21 protein-coding genes are annotated in these 20,662 nt (G+C 61.2%); all 21 read left to right on the forward strand.

Features of this window, described 5'->3' with window-relative positions:
- The first annotated feature begins 2 nt into the window (after positions 1–2).
- The 21 genes from rplK to rpsQ all read left to right on the forward strand — a co-directional run bounded on the left by rplK (position 3) and on the right by rpsQ (position 20,633).
- Positions 3–428, forward strand: a complete 426-nt coding sequence (gene rplK / locus AC0MRV_RS04370) for a 50S ribosomal protein L11 (protein ID WP_472763212.1) — start codon at positions 3–5, stop codon at positions 426–428.
- 77 nt (positions 429–505) lie between these two features.
- Positions 506–1,198: a 50S ribosomal protein L1 gene (gene rplA, locus AC0MRV_RS04375; RefSeq protein ID WP_472763213.1), complete on the forward strand. Its 693-nt coding sequence runs from the start codon at positions 506–508 to the stop codon at positions 1,196–1,198.
- Between the two features lie 10 nt (positions 1,199–1,208).
- On the forward strand, positions 1,209–1,730 hold the full coding sequence (gene rplJ, locus AC0MRV_RS04380; protein WP_472763214.1) for a 50S ribosomal protein L10: 522 nt from the start codon (positions 1,209–1,211) through the stop codon (positions 1,728–1,730).
- Positions 1,731–1,894: 164 nt separating this feature from the next.
- Positions 1,895–2,281, forward strand: coding sequence for a 50S ribosomal protein L7/L12 (rplL, locus tag AC0MRV_RS04385; protein ID WP_472763215.1), 387 nt, complete (start codon positions 1,895–1,897; stop codon positions 2,279–2,281).
- A 222-nt stretch (positions 2,282–2,503) separates the two neighbouring features.
- Positions 2,504–6,349: a DNA-directed RNA polymerase subunit beta gene (gene rpoB / locus AC0MRV_RS04390; protein ID WP_472763216.1), complete on the forward strand. Its 3,846-nt coding sequence runs from the start codon at positions 2,504–2,506 to the stop codon at positions 6,347–6,349.
- A gap of 24 nt (positions 6,350–6,373) precedes the next feature.
- Entirely contained in the window at positions 6,374–10,516 is a 4,143-nt protein-coding gene (gene rpoC, locus AC0MRV_RS04395) for a DNA-directed RNA polymerase subunit beta' (protein WP_472763217.1), read from the forward strand.
- Between the two features lie 293 nt (positions 10,517–10,809).
- Positions 10,810–11,901: an alpha/beta fold hydrolase gene (locus AC0MRV_RS04400; protein WP_472763218.1), complete on the forward strand. Its 1,092-nt coding sequence runs from the start codon at positions 10,810–10,812 to the stop codon at positions 11,899–11,901.
- A gap of 287 nt (positions 11,902–12,188) precedes the next feature.
- Entirely contained in the window at positions 12,189–12,569 is a 381-nt protein-coding gene (rpsL, locus tag AC0MRV_RS04405; RefSeq protein ID WP_221030064.1) for a 30S ribosomal protein S12, read from the forward strand.
- Between the two features lie 18 nt (positions 12,570–12,587).
- A complete protein-coding gene (gene rpsG / locus AC0MRV_RS04410; RefSeq protein WP_472763219.1) occupies positions 12,588–13,061 on the forward strand; it encodes a 30S ribosomal protein S7 in 474 nt (157 codons plus the stop codon).
- Positions 13,062–13,070: 9 nt separating this feature from the next.
- On the forward strand, positions 13,071–15,260 hold the full coding sequence (gene fusA, locus AC0MRV_RS04415) for an elongation factor G (protein ID WP_472763220.1): 2,190 nt from the start codon (positions 13,071–13,073) through the stop codon (positions 15,258–15,260).
- Between the two features lie 21 nt (positions 15,261–15,281).
- Entirely contained in the window at positions 15,282–15,590 is a 309-nt protein-coding gene (gene rpsJ, locus AC0MRV_RS04420) for a 30S ribosomal protein S10 (protein WP_096055068.1), read from the forward strand.
- 134 nt (positions 15,591–15,724) lie between these two features.
- Positions 15,725–16,375, forward strand: coding sequence for a 50S ribosomal protein L3 (gene rplC / locus AC0MRV_RS04425; protein WP_472763221.1), 651 nt, complete (start codon positions 15,725–15,727; stop codon positions 16,373–16,375).
- Between the two features lie 18 nt (positions 16,376–16,393).
- Positions 16,394–17,026 (forward strand): 50S ribosomal protein L4, encoded by a 633-nt coding sequence (rplD, locus tag AC0MRV_RS04430; protein WP_472763222.1) that lies wholly within the window; start codon positions 16,394–16,396, stop codon positions 17,024–17,026.
- On the forward strand, positions 17,026–17,307 hold the full coding sequence (rplW, locus tag AC0MRV_RS04435) for a 50S ribosomal protein L23 (protein ID WP_472763223.1): 282 nt from the start codon (positions 17,026–17,028) through the stop codon (positions 17,305–17,307). The genes rplD and rplW overlap by 1 nt, the downstream gene beginning before the upstream one ends.
- A 31-nt stretch (positions 17,308–17,338) precedes the next feature.
- Positions 17,339–18,211 carry a 50S ribosomal protein L2 gene (gene rplB, locus AC0MRV_RS04440; RefSeq protein ID WP_472763224.1) on the forward strand — a complete coding sequence of 291 codons (873 nt, stop codon included), beginning with the start codon at positions 17,339–17,341 and terminating at the stop codon, positions 18,209–18,211.
- Positions 18,212–18,231: 20 nt separating this feature from the next.
- Positions 18,232–18,507, forward strand: a complete 276-nt coding sequence (gene rpsS, locus AC0MRV_RS04445) for a 30S ribosomal protein S19 (protein ID WP_472763225.1) — start codon at positions 18,232–18,234, stop codon at positions 18,505–18,507.
- Between the two features lie 109 nt (positions 18,508–18,616).
- Positions 18,617–18,958 carry a 50S ribosomal protein L22 gene (gene rplV / locus AC0MRV_RS04450; RefSeq protein WP_472763226.1) on the forward strand — a complete coding sequence of 114 codons (342 nt, stop codon included), beginning with the start codon at positions 18,617–18,619 and terminating at the stop codon, positions 18,956–18,958.
- A 10-nt stretch (positions 18,959–18,968) separates the two neighbouring features.
- On the forward strand, positions 18,969–19,610 hold the full coding sequence (gene rpsC, locus AC0MRV_RS04455; protein ID WP_472763227.1) for a 30S ribosomal protein S3: 642 nt from the start codon (positions 18,969–18,971) through the stop codon (positions 19,608–19,610).
- A gap of 41 nt (positions 19,611–19,651) precedes the next feature.
- A complete protein-coding gene (rplP, locus tag AC0MRV_RS04460) occupies positions 19,652–20,071 on the forward strand; it encodes a 50S ribosomal protein L16 (RefSeq protein ID WP_472763228.1) in 420 nt (139 codons plus the stop codon).
- Positions 20,072–20,089: 18 nt separating this feature from the next.
- Positions 20,090–20,287 (forward strand): 50S ribosomal protein L29, encoded by a 198-nt coding sequence (rpmC, locus tag AC0MRV_RS04465; RefSeq protein ID WP_472763229.1) that lies wholly within the window; start codon positions 20,090–20,092, stop codon positions 20,285–20,287.
- A gap of 25 nt (positions 20,288–20,312) precedes the next feature.
- Complete coding sequence (gene rpsQ / locus AC0MRV_RS04470; RefSeq protein ID WP_472763230.1) at positions 20,313–20,633, forward strand: 30S ribosomal protein S17; 321 nt, start codon at positions 20,313–20,315, stop codon at positions 20,631–20,633.
- The last annotated feature ends 29 nt before the right edge of the window (positions 20,634–20,662 follow it).

Raw genomic sequence — 20,662 nt, forward strand, 5'->3', positions numbered from 1 at the left:
CCATGGCTAAGAAGATTCAAGGTTACATTCGTCTCCAGCTGCCTGCTGGCGCCGCCAATCCCTCTCCTCCCGTCGGTCCCGCGCTCGGTGCCCAGGGCGTCAACATCATGGCGTTCTGTAAGGAGTTCAACGCGAAGACCAAGGACCAGAACGGCATGATCCTGCCGGTCGTCATCACGGTCTACACCGACAAGTCCTTTACCTTCATCCTCAAGTCGCCGCCCGCCGCGGTGCTGCTCAAGAAGGCCGCCAACATCGCCTCCGGTTCCGCCAAACCCAACCTCGACAAGGTCGGCAAGGTCACCCGCAAGCAGCTCGAGGAGATCTACGAGATCAAGAAGAACGATCTCAATGCCCGCGACGTTGACGCTGGCGTCAAGATCATCGCCGGCACCGCCCGCAACATGGGCCTCGAGGTCGTCGACTAAGCGACACCGTATTTCACCCGTAATCCAACTCACCGCGGGAGTTCCACCCGGAACGTTCGCACCGCAAGGAGTCCATAATGCAGAAACACAGCAAACGATATCGCTCCGCCGCTTCCAGCACCGATCTGAAGCAGGAGTTTGCGCTCGCCGACGCCGTCAAGGCCCTGGCGAACTTCCCCAAGGCCAAGTTCGACGAGACCGTTGAACTCTCCTTCCGTCTCACGGTCGACCCGACGCAGGGTGACCAGATGGTGCGCGGCACCACGCCCTTGCCCCACGGTTCGGGCAAGAAGGTGCGCGTCCTCGTCTTCACCGAGAACGCCGAAGCCGCCCTCGCCGCCGGCGCCGACCATGCCGGTCTCGAAGACATGATGAACAAGTGCAAGGAAGGCTGGCTCGACTTCGACGTCGCCATCGCGACTCCGGAAGCGATGAAGTCCGTCCGCACCATCGCTCGAGTGCTCGGTCCCAAGGGCCTGATGCCGAATCCCAAGAGCGGCACCGTCACCGACGACATCGAGTCCGCCATCAAGGCCGTCAAAGCCGGCCGGGTGGAGTTCAAGATGGACAAGACCGCCAACATCGGCGTGGGCATCGGCAAGCGTTCCTTCTCCAACGACCAGATCGTGGAGAACGCCAAGGCCGTCATCGAGGCCGTGGGCAAAGCCCGTCCGGCCGCCGTCAAAGGCACCTACATCAAGAACGTCTCCATCTCGGCTTCCATGAGCCCGGGCGTTCGCGTCGCCAGCACCGAATACAACCAATTCTGAGGATCCCGACATGCGCGTTGAAAAGAAATACCTCATCGACGAGGTCGAGGCCCACCTCAAGAAGTCCGACTACGTCATCCTGACCAACTACGCCGGTATCACGGTTGAAGAGACCGCTGAACTCCGCGACAAGCTCGCCGCCGACGGCGCCGAGTTCCACGTCGTGAAGAACAGCTCCTTCCGCGTGGCCGCCAAGGCTCTCGGTCTGCCCGAGGTCGATGATTCCCTCAGCGGCCCGACCGCGATCATCGTCGGTGGCAACAACTCTCCGGGTGCGGCCAAGACCGTCACCGCCTTCTTCAAGGACAAGAAGAAGGTCGAAGTGAAATCCGCCATCCTCGGCGACAAGGTCATTTCGGCCGACGACGTCAAAGCCCTCGCTGAGCTGCCGTCCCTCGAGGCGCTCCGCGCCCAGTTGCTCGGTCTGCTCAACCAGCCCGGCACCATGTTCGTCCGCCTGCTCAACGCCCCGGCCCAAAATCTGGCCAATGTGTTGCAGGCCAAGGTCCGCGCCGAAGGCGGCGAGGAGTAATTCCAACCATCACCATTTTAACCCAACCCTTTTCAACAGCGCGCCGACTTCACGTTGGGCGCGCCTGATGAAAGCCCAAAAAATCAACCGCGACTAAATAGGAGATACGTCTCTTAAACGCGCCTCCGGTTTGAGGCCGCTATTTGGAAGCAGGAGATCATATCATGAGCGACATCACCAAAGACCAAGTCATCGAGTGGCTTTCCGGCCAGTCGGTTCTCGAAATCGCCGGCCTCGTCAAGGACCTCGAAGAGAAGTGGGGCGTTTCCGCCGCTGCTCCCGTGGCCGTGGCCGCAGCTCCCGCCGCTGGCGGCGCCGCTGCTGCTCCCGCCGAGGAGAAGACCGAATTCGACGTCATCCTGGCCAACGCCGGTGACAAGAAGATCAACGTCATCAAGGAAGTCCGTGGCATCACCGGCCTCGGCCTCAAGGAAGCCAAGGACCTCGTCGAAGGCGCCCCGAAGCCCGTCAAGGAAGGCGCTTCGAAGGAAGAAGCCGAAGAGATCAAGAAGAAGCTCGAGGCCGCCGGCGCCAAGGTCGAGCTCAAGTAAGGCCCTGCCGCTTGTCTCAATCCGACGAAAATCGTCCGTTTACTTCGGGACAGGCCGTGTCTGCACGCGGCCTGTCCTTTGCCTTTTCTCGTTCCGTTCTTTTTCCGTCAGTTTCGCCTCAATTTGACCGCCGGATTGGCGGGTCTGTCTGAGGGGCGGGGAGGGCGGCTCCGCCGAGCTGCCACCACTTTTTTCATTCCATCAACATAACCGGGAACACCCATGGCCGTCCGCAAAAACCAAGCCGATCGAATCAACTTCGGTAAACTCCGCGAAGTGCTTCAGCCGCCGAACCTGATCGAACTCCAGATCAGCTCGTATCTCGAATTCCTGCAAAAAGGCACCCCGGACAAGCAGCGTCTGAATCAGGGCCTGGAAGCGGTGTTCCGCGAGGTCTTCCCGATCGAGTCCTACGACGGTCGCCTGACCCTCGAATACGTCTCCTACACCATTGGTGACCCGAAGAACTCCGAGATCGAGTGCCTCCGCGAAGGCATCACTTATTCGGTGCCCCTCTACGTGAAGCTCCGCCTTCGCGAGGAAGACTTCATCAAGGACGAGGAGATCTACATGGGCGAAATCCCGATGGTGACCGAGCGCGGCTCGTTCATCATCAACGGCGCCGAGCGCGTCGTTGTCTCCCAGCTCCACCGTTCGCCGGGTATCGCCTTTGAGGTGACCCCGCACGCCAACGGCAAGCCGCTGCACTCCTTCCGCATCATTCCGGACCGCGGCACGTGGCTCGAGGTCCAGTTCGATAACAACGACCTCCTCTACGTCTACCTCGACCGCCGTCGTCGGCGGCGCAAGTTCCTCATCACCACGCTGCTCCGCGCCGTGGGTTACTCCAGCGATGTCGACATCCTGAATCTGTTCTACGAGATCCAGGAACTGTCGGTCTCGCAGGCGCTGGACATGGAGAACGTCTCCAATCTCGTGCTCGTGGAGGACGCCATCGATGCCCAGCAGGGTGTGGTGCTCGCCCGTGCCTTCGAGCCGCTCACCAAGCAGATCGTCCGCACCTTCGAGAAGCACGACATCTCCGTCATCCGCGTGATCGATACCTCCATCGACGAAGGTGCCATCATCCGCGCCCTCAAGAAGGACCCGACCCGCAACGAGGAGGAAGCCCTCAAGGAAATCTACAAGCGCCTTCGTCCCGGCGAGCCGCCGACGACCGCCAACGCCAAGGCTCTCCTCAAGCGTCTCTTCTTCGACCCGAAGCGCTACGACCTCGGCCGCGTCGGCCGTTACAAGGTCAATCAGAAGCTCGGTCTGTCGGTCGACCTCGAGCAACGCACGCTCGAATCCGGCGACGTCACTGCCGCCACCAAGTATCTCGTCCGCCTCAAGAAGGGTGAGGGTGTCGTCGATGACATCGACCATCTCGGTTCCCGTCGCGTTCGCACCGTCGGCGAGTTGCTCGCCAACCAGTGCCGCGTGGGTCTCGCCCGCACCGAGCGTCTCGTGCGTGAGCGCATGACCATGTATGATCAATCCGTCGATTCGATCACGCCGCAGAAGCTGATCAACCCGAAGGCCCTCACCACGGTCATCCGCGACTTCTTCGCCCGCTCGCAGCTGTCCCAGTTCATGGACCAGATCAACCCGCTCGCCGAGGTGACGCACAAGCGTCGTCTCTCCGCGCTGGGGCCGGGTGGTCTCAACCGCGAGCGCGCCGGCTTCGAGGTGCGCGACGTGCATCCTTCGCACTATGGCCGTATCTGCCCGATTGAGACCCCGGAAGGTCCGAACATCGGTCTGATCAACTCCCTCTCCACCTACGCCCGCGTCAACGAGTTCGGCTTCATCGAAACGCCGTATCGTTTGGTGAAGGAAGGCAAAGTCTCCGATCAAATCGATTACCTCACGGCCGACCAGGAAGAGGGGAAGATCATCGCCCAGGCCAACTCCGAGTTGGACGACAAGAACAACTTCGTCGGCAAGGTCACCGTCCGTCAGGACGGCGAGTTCCTCGAAGTTGACGCCTCTGACGTCAACTACATGGACGTTTCGCCGAAGCAGGTCATCTCGATCGCGGCCGGCATGATTCCGTTCCTCGAGCACGACGACGCCAACCGCGCGCTGATGGGCTCGAACATGCAGCGCCAAGGTGTGCCGCTCCTCCAAGCCGAGTCCCCGTTCGTGGGCACCGGTATCGAAGAGCGCGTCGCCCGCGATTCCAAGATCGTCGCCGTGGCCGAAGAGGATGGCATCGTCGCCTCTGTCGACGCGAAGCGCGTTGTGGTTTCCCGCGATGGTGAGCTGCCCCGCAATTTCGAGAAGAACCCGAAGAGCGACCACAAGAACGGCATTCGCGTTTACGAACTGCGCAAGTTCATGCGTTCCAACGCCGGCACCTGCTTCAATCAGAAGCCGGTCGTCGACAAGGGCCAGAAGGTCAAAACCGGCGACATCATCGCCGACGGTCCGTCCACCCAGAAGGGCGAGATGGCCCTCGGTCGCAACGTGCTCGTCGCGTTCATGCCGTGGAACGGTTACAACTTCGAAGACGCGATCCTCATCTCCGAGAAGGTGCTGAAGGAAGACATCTTCACTTCGATCCACATTCAGGAATTCGAAGTCACCGCCCGCGACACCAAGCTCGGTCCGGAAGAAATCACCCGCGATATCCCGAACGTCGGTGAGGAAGCCCTCAAGAACCTCGATCACAACGGTGTCATCCGCATCGGTGCAGAGGTGAAGCCGGGCGACATCCTCGTCGGCAAGATCACGCCTAAGTCCGAGACCGAACTCGCGCCGGAAGAGAAACTTCTCCGCGCCATCTTCGGCGAGAAGGCCGCCGACGTGAAGGACACCTCCCTCGTCGTTCCGTCTGGCGCCACCGGTATCGTGATGGACGTCAAGGTCTCCAGCCGCGTCGACTTTGAGAAGGAGAAGCTCTCGCCTTCTGACCGTCGTCGCCAGATCAAGCAGATCCAGGAGTCCTACAAGACCGAAATGGACAAGCTGCGCGAAGCGCTGACCGAGTCCCTCTCCAACATCCTCCTCGGTGAGAAGATCCCGCTCGACGTCATCAATGGCGACACCGGCGAGATCATCATCCCGGCCAACCGTAAGATCACCAAGACCCTCCTGCGCAAGCTCGCCGCCGTCTCCAAGCACGTCGAGATCGACCCGTCCCCGGTTCGCATCAAGATCATGGAGATCATCGGCTCCTTCCAGTCGAAGTTCGACGAACTCGACGCCGACCGCGAGCGCAAGGTCGCCGGCGTGGAGTCCGGTGAGGACGCCGGCAACGGCGCCATCAAGCAGGTCAAGGTCTACGTCGCCACCAAGCAGAAGCTCCAGGTCGGTGACAAGATGGCCGGTCGTCACGGTAACAAGGGTGTGGTCGCCAAGATCGTGCCCGAGGAAGACATGCCTTACCTCCCGGACGGCACCCCGATCCAGATCTGCCTCAATCCGCTGGGCGTGCCTTCGCGCATGAACGTCGGACAGGTGTTGGAGACCCACCTCGGTTGGGCCTGCGACAAGCTGGGCATCAAGGTCGCCACCCCGGTCTTCGACGGTATTCCCGAGAAGCAGGTGCGTAACTACCTCAAGGACGCCGGTCTGCCGAACTCCGGCAAGTCTGTGCTCTTCGACGGTCGCACCGGTGAGAAGATCGATCAGCAGGTGGTGGTCGGCTACATCTACATGATGAAGCTGAATCACTTGGTCTCGCACAAGATTCACGCTCGTGCGGTCGGTCCCTACTCCCTCGTCACGCAGCAGCCCTTGGGCGGCAAGGCCCAATACGGTGGCCAGCGCTTCGGCGAAATGGAGGTGTGGGCGCTGGAGGCCTACGGCGCCGCGCACACCCTGCAGGAGCTGCTCACCGTCAAGTCGGACGACGTGCAGGGCCGCACCAAGATCTACGAGTCGCTCGTCAAGGGTGACAACACGTTGCAGGCCGGCACGCCGGAATCGTTCAACGTTTTGATCAAGGAAATCCAATCCCTCGGCTTGGATATCAAACTCAACAAGAAGGACGCACTCGGCAACCTGACGCCGGTGCAGCCGCCTTCCGCCGCGTCGATCCAGACTCGCGCCAGCAACTTCTAATCAACTGCCAGGAAGCACGAACACATGAGCATTCAACCCAACGAAGTCGCCGCCGGAGCCCGCGAGGAAGCTCGCTCTGCCCTTGGCGTGGATGAGAACCCGTTCGATTGCGTTTCCATCACCGTGGCCGCTCCGGAGACGATCCGCAGCTGGTCCAAGGGTGAGGTCAAGAATCCCGAGACGATCAACTACCGCACCTTCAAGCCCGAGCCGGGTGGTCTCTTCTGTCAGAAGATTTTCGGCCCGGTGCGCGACTACGAGTGCGCCTGCGGCAAATACAAGCGCATCAAATACAAGGATGTCGTTTGCGATCGCTGCGGAGTGGAAGTCACCATCGCCCGCGTGCGTCGCGAGCGCATGGGCCATATCGAGCTCGCCGTCCCCGTCACCCACATCTGGTTCCTCAAGAGCATGCCGAGCCGCCTCGGTCTCCTGCTCGACATGACCGCCCGCTCGCTTGAGCGCGTGATCTACTACGAGAACTACATGGTCGTGGACCCGGGCAAGACCCCGCTTGAGCAGAAGCAGCTCCTCACCGACGTCGAATACCGTCAGGCCCTCGACGAATACGGTGATGATTCCTTCGTTGCCAAGATGGGTGCGGAAGCTGTGCGCGATTGCCTCCAAGTGATGGACATGGAGTCCACCGTGGTGGAGCTGCAGGAGCAGATGCGCGCCACCCGCTCCAAGCAGATCAAGAAGAAGCTCTCGAAGCGCCTGAAGGTCATTCAAGGCTTCATCGGTTCCAACTCCCGCCCGGAGTGGATGGTGCTGGAAGTCCTGCCGGTCATCCCGCCGGATCTGCGCCCGCTCGTTCCGCTCGAAGGCGGCCGTTTCGCGACCTCCGACCTCAACGACCTCTACCGCCGCGTGATCAACCGCAACAACCGGTTGAAGAACCTCATGCAGCTGAAGACGCCTGACGTTATCATCCATAACGAAAAGCGCATGCTGCAGGAGTCGGTCGACGCCCTCTTCGACAACGGCCGTCACGGCCGCCCCGTCACTGGTGCCGGTAACCGTTCGCTGAAGTCGCTCTCCGACATGCTCAAGGGCAAGCAGGGCCGCTTCCGTCAGAACTTGCTCGGCAAGCGCGTCGATTATTCCGGCCGTTCCGTCATCGTCATCGGTCCGGAGCTCAAGCTCAACCAATGCGGTCTGCCCAAGAAGATGGCGCTCGTGCTTTTCGAGCCGTTCATCATTCGCCGCCTCAAGGAACTTGGCTTCGTGCACACCGTTCGTGGTGCTCGCAAGATGATCGAAAAGAAGTCCCCGGAAGTGTGGGACATTCTCGAGGAAGTGACCAAGGGCCATCCGGTGCTGCTGAACCGCGCGCCGACCCTGCACCGTCTTTCCATCCAGGCTTTCGAGCCGGTCCTCATCGAGGGCGAGGCGATCCGCGTTCACCCGCTCGTCTGCACGGCTTACAATGCCGACTTCGACGGTGACCAGATGGCCGTGCACGTGCCGCTGTCCCTCGAAGCCATCATGGAGTGCAAGCTCCTCATGATGGCGACCTCCAACATCTTCTCGCCGTCCTCCGGCAAGCCGATCCTCACGCCGTCGCAAGACATCGTTTTGGGCGCCTACTACCTGACCCTCGAGCCGCGCACCAAGCCGGCCAAGGACCAGCGCGTGCCGCTCATGGCCGACCTGCAGGAAGTGCTCTTCGCCAAGGACGATGGCGCCCTCACGGTGCACGATTGGGTCGATCTCCCGAATCCTGATCGCGGCGTCGAAGGCACGGTTTACGGCAACTCCGAAAAGAAGGTGCTCCGCACCACCGTTGGTCGGGTGATCTTCAACCAGATCTGGCCGAAGGAACTCGGTTTCGTGAACTTCCCGGTGCCGAAGGGCAAGCTGGGCGACATTATCCTCAACACCTACAAGGTGACCAATGAGGCTGAGACGGTCGTTTCCCTCGACAAGCTCAAGGAACTCGGTTTCCAGACCGCCTTCCAGGCCGGTATTTCGATCGGTATCGATGACATGATCATCCCCGACGCGAAGAAGGACATCGTGAAGGAGTCCCGGAAGAAGATCGCCGAAGTTGAGGCGCAGTTTGCCAAGGGTATCATCACCGACGGCGAGCGTTACAACAAGGTGGTCGACATCTGGACCGGCGCGACCGACAAGATCGCCAAGGAGGTGTTCGGCATTCTCCAGGGCAACGACGGTCGCGAGGAAGTGAACCCGGTTTACATCATGATGGACTCCGGCGCCCGTGGTAACAAACAGCAGGTTCGCCAGCTGTGCGGCACCCGCGGCCTCATGGCCAAGCCCTCTGGCGAAATCATCGAGCGCCCGATTCTATCGTCCTTCCGCGAAGGCCTCACCGTTCTCGAATACTTCATTTCCACTCACGGCGCCCGTAAGGGTCTGGCGGATACCGCCCTCAAGACCGCTGACGCCGGTTACCTCACCCGTAAGCTTTGCGACGTGGCCATGGATGTGGTCATCGCCGAGGAAGACTGCGGTTCCCGCGACGGTATCTGGAAGAAGGCCATCTACGAGGGCGACGACGAGATCGTCGGCCTCAAGGAACGTATCGTGGGCCGCTGCTCCAGCGATGACGTCTTCAATCCGCTCAGCCCCGAGGAGATTCTCGTCAAGTCCGGCGAACTCATCTCCGAGGAAATGGCCGATGTGATCGTCGACTCCGGTGTCGAGCGCGTGAAGGTCATGTCCCCGCTCACCTCGACCAGCCGTCACGGCATCGATGGCAAGAGCTATGGTATCAACCCGGCCACCAACAAGGTCGCCAAGACTGGTGACTCGGTCGGCATCATCGCCGCCCAGTCCATCGGTGAGCCTGGCACCCAGCTGACCATGCGCACCTTCCATATCGGTGGTGTGGCGTCCGGCGGCTTCAAGAATCCTGAAATCCGCGTGCGCAACAGCGGCACCGTGAAGTATCGCGGTCTCCGTCTCGTGCCGACCGCCGATGGCGCCTCCATCGTGCTCAACAAGACCGGTTCGATCCAGATCGTGGATGCCGAGGAGCGTGAGCTCGAAACCTACAACATCGTGGTCGGTTCCTACCTGCCGGTCGGTGATGGTGAAGAAATCGGCAAGGGCGACCTGCTCGCGCAGTGGGATCCCTACAACGTTCCGGTGCTCTCCGAAAAGGGCGGCACGCTCGTCTTCAAGGACATGATCCCCGGCGTTACCGTGAAGCGCGAACTCGACGAAGCCTCCGGCCGCATCGCGACCGTGGTCATCGAGCACAAGGAAGACCTGAATCCGCAAATCGAGGTTCGCGACGAGGCCAACAAGCCGCTCGCGTCCTATGCGATTCCGGTCGGCGCGCAGATCGCCGTCAACGAGGGTGACATCATCGCCCCGGGTTCCTTGCTCGCCAAGACCCCGCGTCAGGCGTCCAAGACCAAGGACATCACCGGTGGTCTTCCGCGGGTGGCCGAGCTTTTTGAAGCTCGTCGCCCGAAGGACGCCGCCGAGATGGCCCGCGTCGATGGCGTCGTGTCCTTCGAGGGCACCCTCCGCGGCAAACGCAAGCTGGTCGTCCGCAACGAGGAAACCGAGCAGGAAGAGGAGCACCTCATCGCTCCCGGCAAGCACATCATCGTGCAACCCGGCGACGTGGTCTACAAGGGCCAGCACCTCACCGAAGGCTCCGCTGACCCGCACGAAATCCTCGAGATTCTCGGCCCGTCCGCGCTCTACGACTTCCTCATCGCGCAGGTCCAGGAGGTTTACCGCCTCCAGGGTGTGACCATCAACGACAAGCACATCGAGATCATCATCCGCCAGATGCTCCGCAAGGTGCGCATCACCGATCCGGGTGACAGCGAATACTTCTGGAGCGAGCAGGTGGACCGTTCGACCTTCCTCGCCGACAACCGTCGCATCGAGGAGGCCGGTGGCAAGCCGGCCGAGGCCGAGCCGATCCTGTTGGGCATCACCAAGGCTTCGCTCGAAACCGAATCGTTCATCTCCGCCGCCTCCTTCCAGGAGACGACCCGCGTGCTGACCGATGCGTCCACCCTCGGCAAGGTCGACAACCTGAAGGGCTTCAAGGAGAACGTGATCATGGGTCACCTCATCCCGGCTGGCACGGGTCTGCCTTCCTACAAGAAGCTCAAGATCAGCCTGCCGTTTGGCTCTGAGGAGCTCGCGGACGAAGCGGTGTCCACGGAAGCCAGCTAAGGCGAGCCTCGCTGCCTAAACACTTATGCGCCCGACCTTAACCGGTCGGGCGCTTTTTTATTTCTGGGACAATTAAGTGCTTGTCAAAGGGGAGGGGACCTCAGACCTTTTCAATCCCTCCCGCCAAAAAGACCGTGTAGAGCCTAGCTCCGCGGTCTTTATTCGCCCGGCCTTCGCGGCCGGGCGATTTTTTTGCCCCAATCGCAAGGTGTCGTCGCGTTTCGGACTTCGTCGCGGTCGAACTGCGCAATCCCAATCAAGCCGGGGTCTCGCCGTTGCACTAAGCTCGGCGCATGAAAGTTCGATGCAACTGGAAGCGAGTCATTTGGAGCGGTGCGATCGTGATCACCGTCCTGGTCGCCGCGGTGGGTGGGATGATTTGGTGGTGGATGGGTCGTCCGTTTTACGAGCCGGGTAGCTTGGCCAACACTCGTATTGTGTCCTTCAAGCCTACCTCGGAAGCAGATCCGAACCGCGCGTGGGAAACAGAGGACGGCGTGAAGATCCACCACTTCGCCACCGGGGAAGGTGCACCGGTCATCGTGCTGCACGGTGGACCGGGGCATCCATTTATCGAGCCGATCGCTGCCTTGGAGCCACTGGGCGTTTCCTATCGTTTCATCTATTACGACCAACGCGGTTGCGGAAGGTCGAGCCGCCCCGTTGTTCGGCCTGTTGGCGATAGTCCCTACGCCCAGATGCAGGACCTTGATCGCCAACTTGGATTGGCGGCGCAGTTGGCCGACATTGAGCGGGTGAGACGCGCCGTGGTGAATGGAACGGATGAACCCGTGGTGTTGCTGGGTCATTCCTACGGCGGGTTTCTGGCCGCACTCTACGCCGCGGAGTTCCCTGAACGGGTGCGTGGTCTCATCCTCGTGGCGCCCGCGAATCTGTTGCTGTTGCCGGGCGAGGGACCGGATCTTTTTGACCTCGTAGGGCAACGTCAGGAGCCCAGCACCCGGGTGGCTTACCGGAAATTTGCCGCTGAGTATCTCGATTTCCCGAGGCTCCTCGAGCGCACGGACGACGAGATGCGGGAGTTCAATAACACCTTTGCTGACTACTTCGGAAAGGCGATCGGGGTGGACGCGCTGCTCTCGGGGCCTGATCGAGCGGCGACTGGCGGTTGGATGACCCACGCACAATATCTCAGTATGGGGCGGCGCCACGACTATCGTGGCGCGTTACGGCAGGTCAGCGCACCGGTTCTCATCCTTCACGGTGACCGGGACCTGGTGCCGAGCTCCGCATGCGAAGCCTATCAGCGGGCACTGAGCGATGTTCGCGTCGAGGTGGTAGTCGGGGCAGGGCACCAGGTTTTCGCTGATCAACCCGAGCTATTCCGAGCCGCAGTGGAGGCGTTTTTAGCGACTTTGCGCTGAAGGCCTGCTAGCGCCGGTCGGTGCGGGCGGGGAGGGAAGTGCGACAAATCCACTCGCTAGGTGATTTCCGAGCTTGTCTTTCGCCGCGCGAATCTGTGCGATCTCCCTCCTTTTCTCCACAAAACAGCGTTCAGCACCTCTCTGCCGAAGCGCTTTTCCTATCGCGAGACGTCCAAATAACGGGTCGTCGCGCGGCCTGCTTCTTTTTCGCCAAAAATTGCTTGATCAGCTTTTGGCGGCTCTCCACGTTTCGCCTCTTTTCTCAACTTCACACCCTCGTTTCAGACATGCCGACCATCAACCAGCTTGTGCGCAAAGGACGCCGCCAGATCGTGGCGAAGTCCAAGTCGCCTGCCCTCGACGCCAACCCTTTTCGCCGCGGCGTCTGCGTGCAGGTCATGACCCGCACCCCGAAGAAGCCGAATTCGGCCATCCGTAAGGTGGCCAAGGTCCGTCTGACCAACGGCAATGAAGTCATCTCCTACATCCCGGACGAGGGCCACAACCTGCAGGAGCACAGCATCGTGCTCGTGCGCGGTGGTCGTGTGAAGGACCTTCCGGGTGTTCGTTACCACATCGTCCGTGGTGCCCTCGATGCGACCGGCGTGGAGAAGCGTCGTCGCAGCCGTTCCAAGTATGGCGTGAAGCGCCCGAAGGATAAGAAATAATCTTTAACACTTAAGACCATGTCACGCCGACACAGAGCCACCAAGCGCAAGGTCAATCCTGACGTTCGCTACAACAGCCCCCTCGTTGCCCACCTCGTAAACGTGGTGATGCAGGACGGGAAGAAGAACCTCGCCGAGCGCATTGTTTACGGTGCCTTCGAGAAGGTTTCCGAGAAGCTCGAAAAGGGTGACCCGGTCGACCTCCTGATTGGTGCGCTCGAGAACGCCCGTCCGCGTCTCGAGGTCAAGAGCCGCCGTGTCGGCGGTGCCACCTACCAGGTGCCGGTTGAGATTTCCTACGAGCGCCAAGAGAGCCTTGCGCTGCGCTGGATCGTCACCGCGGCCAGCTCCCGCAAGGGGATCACCATGCGCGATGCTCTCGCGAACGAGATCATCGACGCCTACAACAACACCGGTGGTGTCGTGAAGAAGAAGGAAGACACCCACAAGATGGCTCAAGCGAATCGCGCTTTCGCCCACCTCCGCTGGTAAGGAATTTCCATGTCCGACGAAAATCCCGTCATCAAGGTCGTCACCGAACGGTCCAAAGCGAACAAGGTTAACGCCAAAGAGCGTCCCTTCCCGCTGGAGTGGACCCGTAATATTGGCATTGCCGCGCACATTGACGCGGGCAAGACCACCACGACCGAGCGCATTCTGTTCTACTCGGGCGCCGTCCACAAGATCGGTGAGGTGCACGAAGGTGACACCGTGACCGACTGGATGGCTCAGGAGAAGGAGCGCGGCATCACCATCACCGCCGCCGCCATTTCCTGCGCCTGGGACGCTTCCTGCGGTCCTTGGCAGGGCATCAAGCAGCGTATCAACATCATTGATACTCCCGGGCACGTGGACTTCACCGCCGAGGTGGAGCGTTCCATGCGCGTGCTCGACGGCGCCGTCGCCGTTTTCTGCGCGGTGGCCGGGGTGCAGCCGCAGTCCGAAACGGTCTGGCGCCAGGCCAACAAGTATGGCGTGCCGCGTATCGCTTTCGTCAACAAGATGGACCGCGTCGGCGCTGACTTCTTTACCGCGGTGACCGAAATGCGTGAAAAGCTCGGAGCCAATGCTCATCCGCTGTGCATTCCGATCGGCGCCGAGGAAAACTTCACCGGTCTCATCGATCTGGTGCAGAACGTCGCCTACATTTTCGGCACGGAAGAGGATCCGCTCGGCCTGAAGCCGGTGACCACCGAGATCCCCGAGGACTACAAGGACCAGGCGGCCGAATATCGCGAAAAGCTGATTGAGGCGCTGTGCGACTTTGACGACAACCTCGCCGAGAAGTATCTCGAAGGTGAAGAGCTTTCCGTTGAGGAGATCATGTTCGCCGTTCGCAAGGCGACCATCTCGCTCGAGTTCACCGGCGTGATGCCGGGCTCCGCCTTCAAGAACAAGGGTGTGCAGCGTCTGCTCGACGCCGTCGTCAACTACCTGCCTTCCCCGATCGACCTTCCGCCGATCAAGGGCCAGGACAGCGATGGCGAGACCGTTATCGCCGAGGTCGACGACGCCGGCAAACTCGCTGGCCTTGTCTTCAAGCTCTGGACCGACCCGTTCGTCGGTAAGCTCGTGTTCTATCGCGTTTACACCGGTCAGCTCAAGAAAGGCACCCCGGTTTACAATCCGCGCACCCGCCGTTCCGAGCGCGTTTCCCGTCTGGTGCTCATGCGCGCCATGGACCGTGACGAGATCGACGTGGCTTATTCCGGCGACATCTGCGCCGTCGTCGGCGTGAAGGACATCATCACTGGTGACACCCTGTGCGACGCCGACTTCGACATCCGTCTTGAGCCACCGTCCTTCCCGGAGCCGGTTATCGCGATGTCGATCGAGCCGAATTCCAAGGCCGACCAGGAAAAGATGGGCACCGCGCTGCAGCGTCTCGTTGCCGAGGACCCGACCCTCTCCGTCAAGACCGACGAAGAGACCGGTCAGACCATCCTCGCCGGCATGGGCGAACTGCACCTCGACATCATCATCGACCGCATGAAGCGGGAGTTCAAAGTCGAGGCCACCACGGGCAAGCCGCAGATCGCTTACCGCGAGACCATTCTCGGCACCGCCAACGGCGAAGGTAAGTTCGTTCGCCAGTCCGGTGGTAAGGGCCAATACGGCCACGCCGTCATCACGATGGAGCCGAACGAAAAGGGCAAGGGCATCGAGGTTATCAACAAGATCGTTGGTGGCGTGATCCCGAAGGAATTCATCAAGCCCACCACCGACGGTCTCATGGAGGCCTGCAACAACGGTGTCGTCGCCGGTTATCCGGTCGTGGACGTCAAGATGACCATCATCGACGGTTCCTTCCACCCGGTCGACTCCTCCGAAATCGCGTTCAAGATGGCGGGTATCTTCGCCTTCAAGGAAGCGATGAAGGCCGCCAACCCGATCGTGCTTGAGCCGATTATGAAGGTGGAAGTCACCACTCCGGAAGAGTTCCAGGGTGATCTGATCGGTGACATCAACCGTCGTCGTGGCCGCGTCAACGGCATGCAGAGCAAAGCCGGTGCCGCCATCGTCGACACCGAAGTCCCGCTCGAAATGCTCTTCGGCTACGTCACCGACATCCGCTCGCTGTCCAAGGGCCGCGCCAGCGCGACCATCACGCCTTCGCACTTTGAGCAGGTTCCGCAACAGGTCCTGACCAAGATTGTGGAGTCCTCCACGCGCGCTCCGGCCCGCACCTAACCTTCGTTCTTTATACCCGCCATGAAAGGCCAACGCATTCGCATCAAGCTCCAGGGGTTCGATTACCGTGTGATCGATCAATCCGCCTTGGAGATCGTCGAGACCGCCAAGCGCTCCGGCGCCCGCGTCTCGGGTCCCATCCCGCTGCCGACCCGCATCGAGAAGCTCAGCGTCAACCGCTCCCCGCACGTCGACAAGAAGTCGATGGAGCAGTTCGAGACCCGCACGCACAAGCGTCTCATCGACATCATCGAGCCCACCGCCCAGACGGTCGACGAGCTGAAGAAGCTCAACCTCCCGTCCGGCGTCGACATCACCATCAACGTCTGATCCGCAACCCACTTTTGCGCATCACCCAGTAACAGTTTCACCAACAGTTTAGCGGCACCTCCGACGGGCCAAACCGCCGGAATCGCTAATGTAGGTCTAAACCAAACGGAAACCCTCCACCTACCACTTAGCCCATGATCAACACCATTATCGGTAAGAAGATCGGCATGACTCAGGTCTACGATGACAACAATGTCCTCGTGCCGGTCACCGTGGTCGAAGCCGGACCCTGCCCTGTGGTCCAGGTCAAGACTGTCGAATCCGACGGCTACAACGCCGTTCAGCTCGGCTACTCCGCCAAGAAGGTCAAGAACACCTCCAAGGCCGAGCTCGCCCACGCCCAAAAGGCGGGCCTCGAGCAAGCCCCGCGCCTCCTCGATGAGGTGCGCCTCGCCGACGCCCCCGAAGCCAAACCCGGTGACACCGTCACCGTGGAAGCCTTCACCTCCGGCCAATTGGTCGACGTGATCGGCGTTTCCAAGGGTAAGGGTTTCGCCGGCGTCGTGAAGCGCTTCCGTGTGGCGGGTGGTCCCGCCTCGCACGGTTCCATGTTCCACCGCCGCATCGGTTCGGTCGGTATGCGCCAGACTCCTGGTCGCGTGTGGAAGAATCAAAAGATGCCCGGCCACATGGGCAGCAAGCGTCGCACCGTGCAGAACCTGCGCATCGTCCAAGTTGACGCCGAGAAGAACCTTCTTCTCGTCCGCGGCTGCATTCCCGGCGCCAACGGCGACACCGTCGTCGTGCGTTCGGCCATCAAGGGTCAAAAACAGGCCGCCGCCTGATAAGGAGAACACGCAACCATGAAACTCACTGTCTATTCTCCCGACGGCACCAACAGCCGTGAAGAAGAGTTCTCCCTCCCGACGTTTGAAGGCGACAAAGGCCTGCAGGCGCTGAAGGAGGCGATCGTCGCGATCAACGCCAACAACCGTCAAGGCACCCGCAGCACCAAGACGCGCGGTGATGTCTCCGGCGGAGGCAAGAAGCCCTGGCGCCAAAAGGGCACCGGCCGTGCCCGTCACGGTTCCACCCGTTCCCCGATCTGGGTCGGTGGTGGCCGCGCCCACGGTCCGAAGCCCCGCGACTATTCCAAGAAGATCAACTCCAAGGTGAAGGCGCTCGCGTTCTCCCGCGCTCTGTTCGACCGCGCCGTCGCCGGCGAAGTCGCCGTGATCGAGGAGTTCTCCGTCAGCCCGGCCAAGACCAAAGTTGCCAACGAGATCATCGGCCGCATCGCCCCCGAGGGCAAGGTGCTGCTGGTGGACGCCCCGTTCGCCGACACCACGGTTCTCGCCGCCCGCAACATCGAGCGCGTTTCTTTCCAGGAAGCCGCCAAGCTCAACCCGCTCGATCTGGCCCAATACGCCAAGATCGTCGTCAGCTCCAAAGCGCTCGAGGCCATCCTCGCCCGCGTCAACGGAGGTGCAAACTGATGCAAGCCGACAAAGTTCTCAAAACCGTCCGTCTCACCGAGAAGTCCAACGCGCAATCCGCCGAGTTGGGCCAATACACCTTCGAGGTGTTCCCGACCGCCTCCAAGGCAGCCATCGCGGCCGCCGTCGAGCAGACCTTCAAGGTCACGGTCAAGCGCGTGAACGTGCAAAACTACCTCGGCAAGACCACCCGCGGCCGCACCGGCCGTCCGGGCAAGAAATCCGACTTCAAGAAGGCCATCGTTACGCTGAAGGCCGGCGACAAGATCGAGCTCGTCTAAGCCCGATCACCCAACCTGGAGATATCATCCCATGGCTATCAATAATCATCGCCCGACCACCGCTTCCCAGCGCTTCACCTCGCTCAGCTCTTCCAAGGGCCTGACCAAGAAGCGCCCGGAAAAGGCCCTCACCGAGCCCAAGCCGAAGACCGGTGGCCGCAACGCCTATGGTCGCATCACCTCGCGTCGTCGGGGTGGCGGTCACAAGCAGCTCTACCGCCGCATCGACTTCAAGCGCCTCGATCGTCTCGACCAGCCCTGCGAAGTCGTCGCGCTCGAATACGATCCGAACCGCTCCGCCCACATCGCTCTCGTGCAATACGAGGACGGTGAGAAGCGCTACATCATCGCTCCCGATGGTCTCGCGGTCGGCACCAAGATCGTCGCCGGCACCACCGCCACGATCAACGACTTCAACGTCGGCAACAACTACCCGCTGGCCCTCATCCCGCCGTCCACCCGCATCCACTGTGTCGAGCTCCTGCCCGGTCGTGGTGCGCAGATGGCGCGTGGCGCCGGCACGGCCGTCGAACTGGTCGCGATCACCGAAGATGGTTACGCGCAGATCAAGTTGCCTTCCGGCGAAATCCGCCTCGTTAACGCCAAGTGCCGCGCCACCGTCGGCGAAGTCGGCAATGGTGACCACAATCGCCAATCCCTCGGTAAAGCCGGCCGCAATCGCTGGCTCGGTCGTCGCCCCCGCGTTCGCGGTATGGTGATGAATCCCGTCGATCACCCGAACGGTGGTGGTAACGGTAAGTCCAAGGGCGGTGGCGGTCGTCAGCACCTTGTCTCGCCGTGGGGGCAGCTCGCCAAGGGCTTCCCGACCCGCAAGCGCTCCAAGGCTTCCAACAGCCTCATCCTCGTTCGCCACGACGGCAAGAAGCCGCGCGGTAAGAAATAAGCATTCAGCCCTGATTTCCCATGGCCCGTTCCATCAAGAAAGGCTTCTTCGTCGACTATCACCTCATCGAGAAAATCGAGAAGGCGAACAACACCGGCGGCGCCAAGAAGCCCATCCAAACCTGGTCCCGTCGCTCCACCATCACCCCGGAGTTTGTCGGTTTCACCTTCAATGTGCACAACGGCAAACAGTTCACCGCCGTTTACGTCACCGAGAACATGGTTGGCCACAAGCTGGGCGAGTTCGCTCCGACCCGCGCCTTCCGTTCCCATGGCGGCATGACCCGCAAGGAATAACGTTCCTCGTTCTTCAACCACACCTTCATTCGTAATCAACAAAAGGGCAGGGCGGTCCGCTGCACGGTCCCGCTGCTGTCGCCCCTCCCGGGGAATCCTCACCACCAACATGGAAGTCCAAGCCCTCACCCGCTACGCGCGCATGTCGCCGCAGAAGATGCGCGAGGTGGCCCGCACCATCCAAGGCCGCAAGGCCCCGGAAGCTGTCGGTCTCCTCTCGATCATTCCGCGCAAGTCCGCCCGTCTCATCGCCAAGACGCTCAAGAGCGCCATCGCCAACGCCGAGAACAACAACAACGTCTCGGCCGACGATCTCATCGTCCATCGCGCCCTCATCGAGCAAGGCCCTGTGCTGAAGCGCTTCAAGGCCGGTGCCCGTGGCACCGCCAAGCCGCGTCGCAAGGGTATGTCCCACATCCGCATCGTCCTCTCGGACGGCTCCAACTCCTAAAGCTACTTCCATGGGCCAAAAAACCAATCCTATCGGTTTCCGTCTCGCCGTCCGCCGCAACTGGCAGTCGCGCTGGTATGCGAACAAAAAAGACTTCCCCACGCTGATCCGTGAGGACGCGCTGATCCGTGAGAAACTCATGGAGAAGCTCAAGCAGGCTTCCGTGCCGCGCATCTTCATCGAACGCGCCTCCAACCGCGTCCGCGTCAAGATCTACACCGCCCGTCCGGGTATCGTGATTGGCCGCAAGGGCCAGGAGATCGAGAAGATCAAGGACGAGCTCTCCAAGCTCACCGGCAAAGAGATCCTCCTCGACATCCAGGAGGTCAAGAAGCCGGAGATCGAGGCGCAGCTCGTTGCCGAGAACGTCGCCCTCCAGCTCGAGCGCCGCATCGCCTTCCGTCGCGCCATGAAGCGCACGGTTGAGATCGCCATGGCCCTCGGTGCGGAAGGTATCCGTATCCAGTGCTCCGGCCGTCTCGGTGGTTCGGACATCGCCCGCCGGGAGTGGCAGCGCAAGGGCCGCGTTCCGCTCCACACCCTGCGTGAAAACATCGACTACGGTTTCGCCGAGGCGAACACCGTCTACGGCAAGATCGGCGTCAAGTGCTGGATCTGTAAGCCGGAAGCCGACAGCAACCAGCCCGCCTAAGGCGTCGCGCCCGCTGTATTCAACAATAGGAGACAAGACCAATGGCTCTCGCACCTTCCCGCACCAAATACCGCAAGGTCATGAAAGGCTCCAACGCCGGCAACGCCAAGGGTGGCAACACCATCGCGTTCGGCGAATTCGGCCTCCAAGCCCTGACCCGCGGACCTCTCACCGGCCGTCAGATCGAAGCCGCTCGTGTGACCATGAACCGTCACCTCAAGCGTAAGGGTAAGATCTGGATCCGCGTGTTCCCCCACAAGCCCGTCACCTCGAAACCCGCGGAAGTCCGCATGGGTTCCGGTAAGGGCTCCGTCGATCACTATGTCGCGATGATCAAGCCCGGCGCCGTGCTCTTCGAGCTCGCCGGCGTGCCGCAGTCCATCGCCAAGGAAGCCTGCCGCCTGGCCGACGCCAAGCTGCCCTTCCACTGTCGCTTCATCGTTCGCGACACGAACATCTAATCCCTCGATCAACCCGTCATGAAAGCCAAAGACATCCGCGAACTCTCGCCGACTGAGATCGAGACCAAGCTCCGCGAAACCCGCGAGGCGCTGCTGCAGCTCAACCTGCGCAAGCACACCGGGCAGATCGAACGCCCGCACGAGCTGCGCGCCCTCCGTAAGGACATTGCGCGCATGGAAACCATCCTCACCGAGAAAAAAACCGCCGCCGCCTGAGGGCCGCACCAATTAAGCACACGCCATGTCCACTGAGACCCGCAACGCCCGCAAGACCCTCATCGGTGTCGTCACCAGCCGCTCCGGCGACAAGTCCGTCAAGGTCACCATTCCCTACAAGATCCCGCACCCGCGCTACAAGAAGGTCATTAACCGTAAATCCGTGGTGCACGTGCACGACGAGAAGAACGAGACCCACGTCGGCGACAAGGTTGAGATCATGGAGACCCGTCCCCTGAGCCGCCTCAAGCGCTTCCGCGTCCTGCGTATCGTGACCCTCTCGGCCGACGCCGAGGTCGCCGCGCATCGTGCTGCCGCCGAAGGCACCACCGAAACCGAGGCCTGAGACCATCGACCACCCATCTAAAGGAGGCA

Origin of the sequence: Actomonas spartinae, assembly GCF_051209155.1 — a bacterium.
Classification (GTDB): domain Bacteria; phylum Verrucomicrobiota; class Verrucomicrobiia; order Opitutales; family Opitutaceae; genus Actomonas.

What these genes read in the sequence shown, in the direction of transcription:
- rplK (WP_472763212.1), top strand. Translation starts at nt 3, where the DNA reads ATGGCTAAGAAGATTCAAGGTTACATTCGTCTCCAGCTGCCTGCTGGC.
- rplA (WP_472763213.1), top strand. Translation starts at nt 506, where the DNA reads ATGCAGAAACACAGCAAACGATATCGCTCCGCCGCTTCCAGCACCGAT.
- rplJ (WP_472763214.1), top strand. Translation starts at nt 1,209, where the DNA reads ATGCGCGTTGAAAAGAAATACCTCATCGACGAGGTCGAGGCCCACCTC.
- rplL (WP_472763215.1), top strand. Translation starts at nt 1,895, where the DNA reads ATGAGCGACATCACCAAAGACCAAGTCATCGAGTGGCTTTCCGGCCAG.
- rpoB (WP_472763216.1), top strand. Translation starts at nt 2,504, where the DNA reads ATGGCCGTCCGCAAAAACCAAGCCGATCGAATCAACTTCGGTAAACTC.
- rpoC (WP_472763217.1), top strand. Translation starts at nt 6,374, where the DNA reads ATGAGCATTCAACCCAACGAAGTCGCCGCCGGAGCCCGCGAGGAAGCT.
- AC0MRV_RS04400 (WP_472763218.1), top strand. Translation starts at nt 10,810, where the DNA reads ATGAAAGTTCGATGCAACTGGAAGCGAGTCATTTGGAGCGGTGCGATC.
- rpsL (WP_221030064.1), top strand. Translation starts at nt 12,189, where the DNA reads ATGCCGACCATCAACCAGCTTGTGCGCAAAGGACGCCGCCAGATCGTG.
- rpsG (WP_472763219.1), top strand. Translation starts at nt 12,588, where the DNA reads ATGTCACGCCGACACAGAGCCACCAAGCGCAAGGTCAATCCTGACGTT.
- fusA (WP_472763220.1), top strand. Translation starts at nt 13,071, where the DNA reads ATGTCCGACGAAAATCCCGTCATCAAGGTCGTCACCGAACGGTCCAAA.
- rpsJ (WP_096055068.1), top strand. Translation starts at nt 15,282, where the DNA reads ATGAAAGGCCAACGCATTCGCATCAAGCTCCAGGGGTTCGATTACCGT.
- rplC (WP_472763221.1), top strand. Translation starts at nt 15,725, where the DNA reads ATGATCAACACCATTATCGGTAAGAAGATCGGCATGACTCAGGTCTAC.
- rplD (WP_472763222.1), top strand. Translation starts at nt 16,394, where the DNA reads ATGAAACTCACTGTCTATTCTCCCGACGGCACCAACAGCCGTGAAGAA.
- rplW (WP_472763223.1), top strand. Translation starts at nt 17,026, where the DNA reads ATGCAAGCCGACAAAGTTCTCAAAACCGTCCGTCTCACCGAGAAGTCC.
- rplB (WP_472763224.1), top strand. Translation starts at nt 17,339, where the DNA reads ATGGCTATCAATAATCATCGCCCGACCACCGCTTCCCAGCGCTTCACC.
- rpsS (WP_472763225.1), top strand. Translation starts at nt 18,232, where the DNA reads ATGGCCCGTTCCATCAAGAAAGGCTTCTTCGTCGACTATCACCTCATC.
- rplV (WP_472763226.1), top strand. Translation starts at nt 18,617, where the DNA reads ATGGAAGTCCAAGCCCTCACCCGCTACGCGCGCATGTCGCCGCAGAAG.
- rpsC (WP_472763227.1), top strand. Translation starts at nt 18,969, where the DNA reads ATGGGCCAAAAAACCAATCCTATCGGTTTCCGTCTCGCCGTCCGCCGC.
- rplP (WP_472763228.1), top strand. Translation starts at nt 19,652, where the DNA reads ATGGCTCTCGCACCTTCCCGCACCAAATACCGCAAGGTCATGAAAGGC.
- rpmC (WP_472763229.1), top strand. Translation starts at nt 20,090, where the DNA reads ATGAAAGCCAAAGACATCCGCGAACTCTCGCCGACTGAGATCGAGACC.
- rpsQ (WP_472763230.1), top strand. Translation starts at nt 20,313, where the DNA reads ATGTCCACTGAGACCCGCAACGCCCGCAAGACCCTCATCGGTGTCGTC.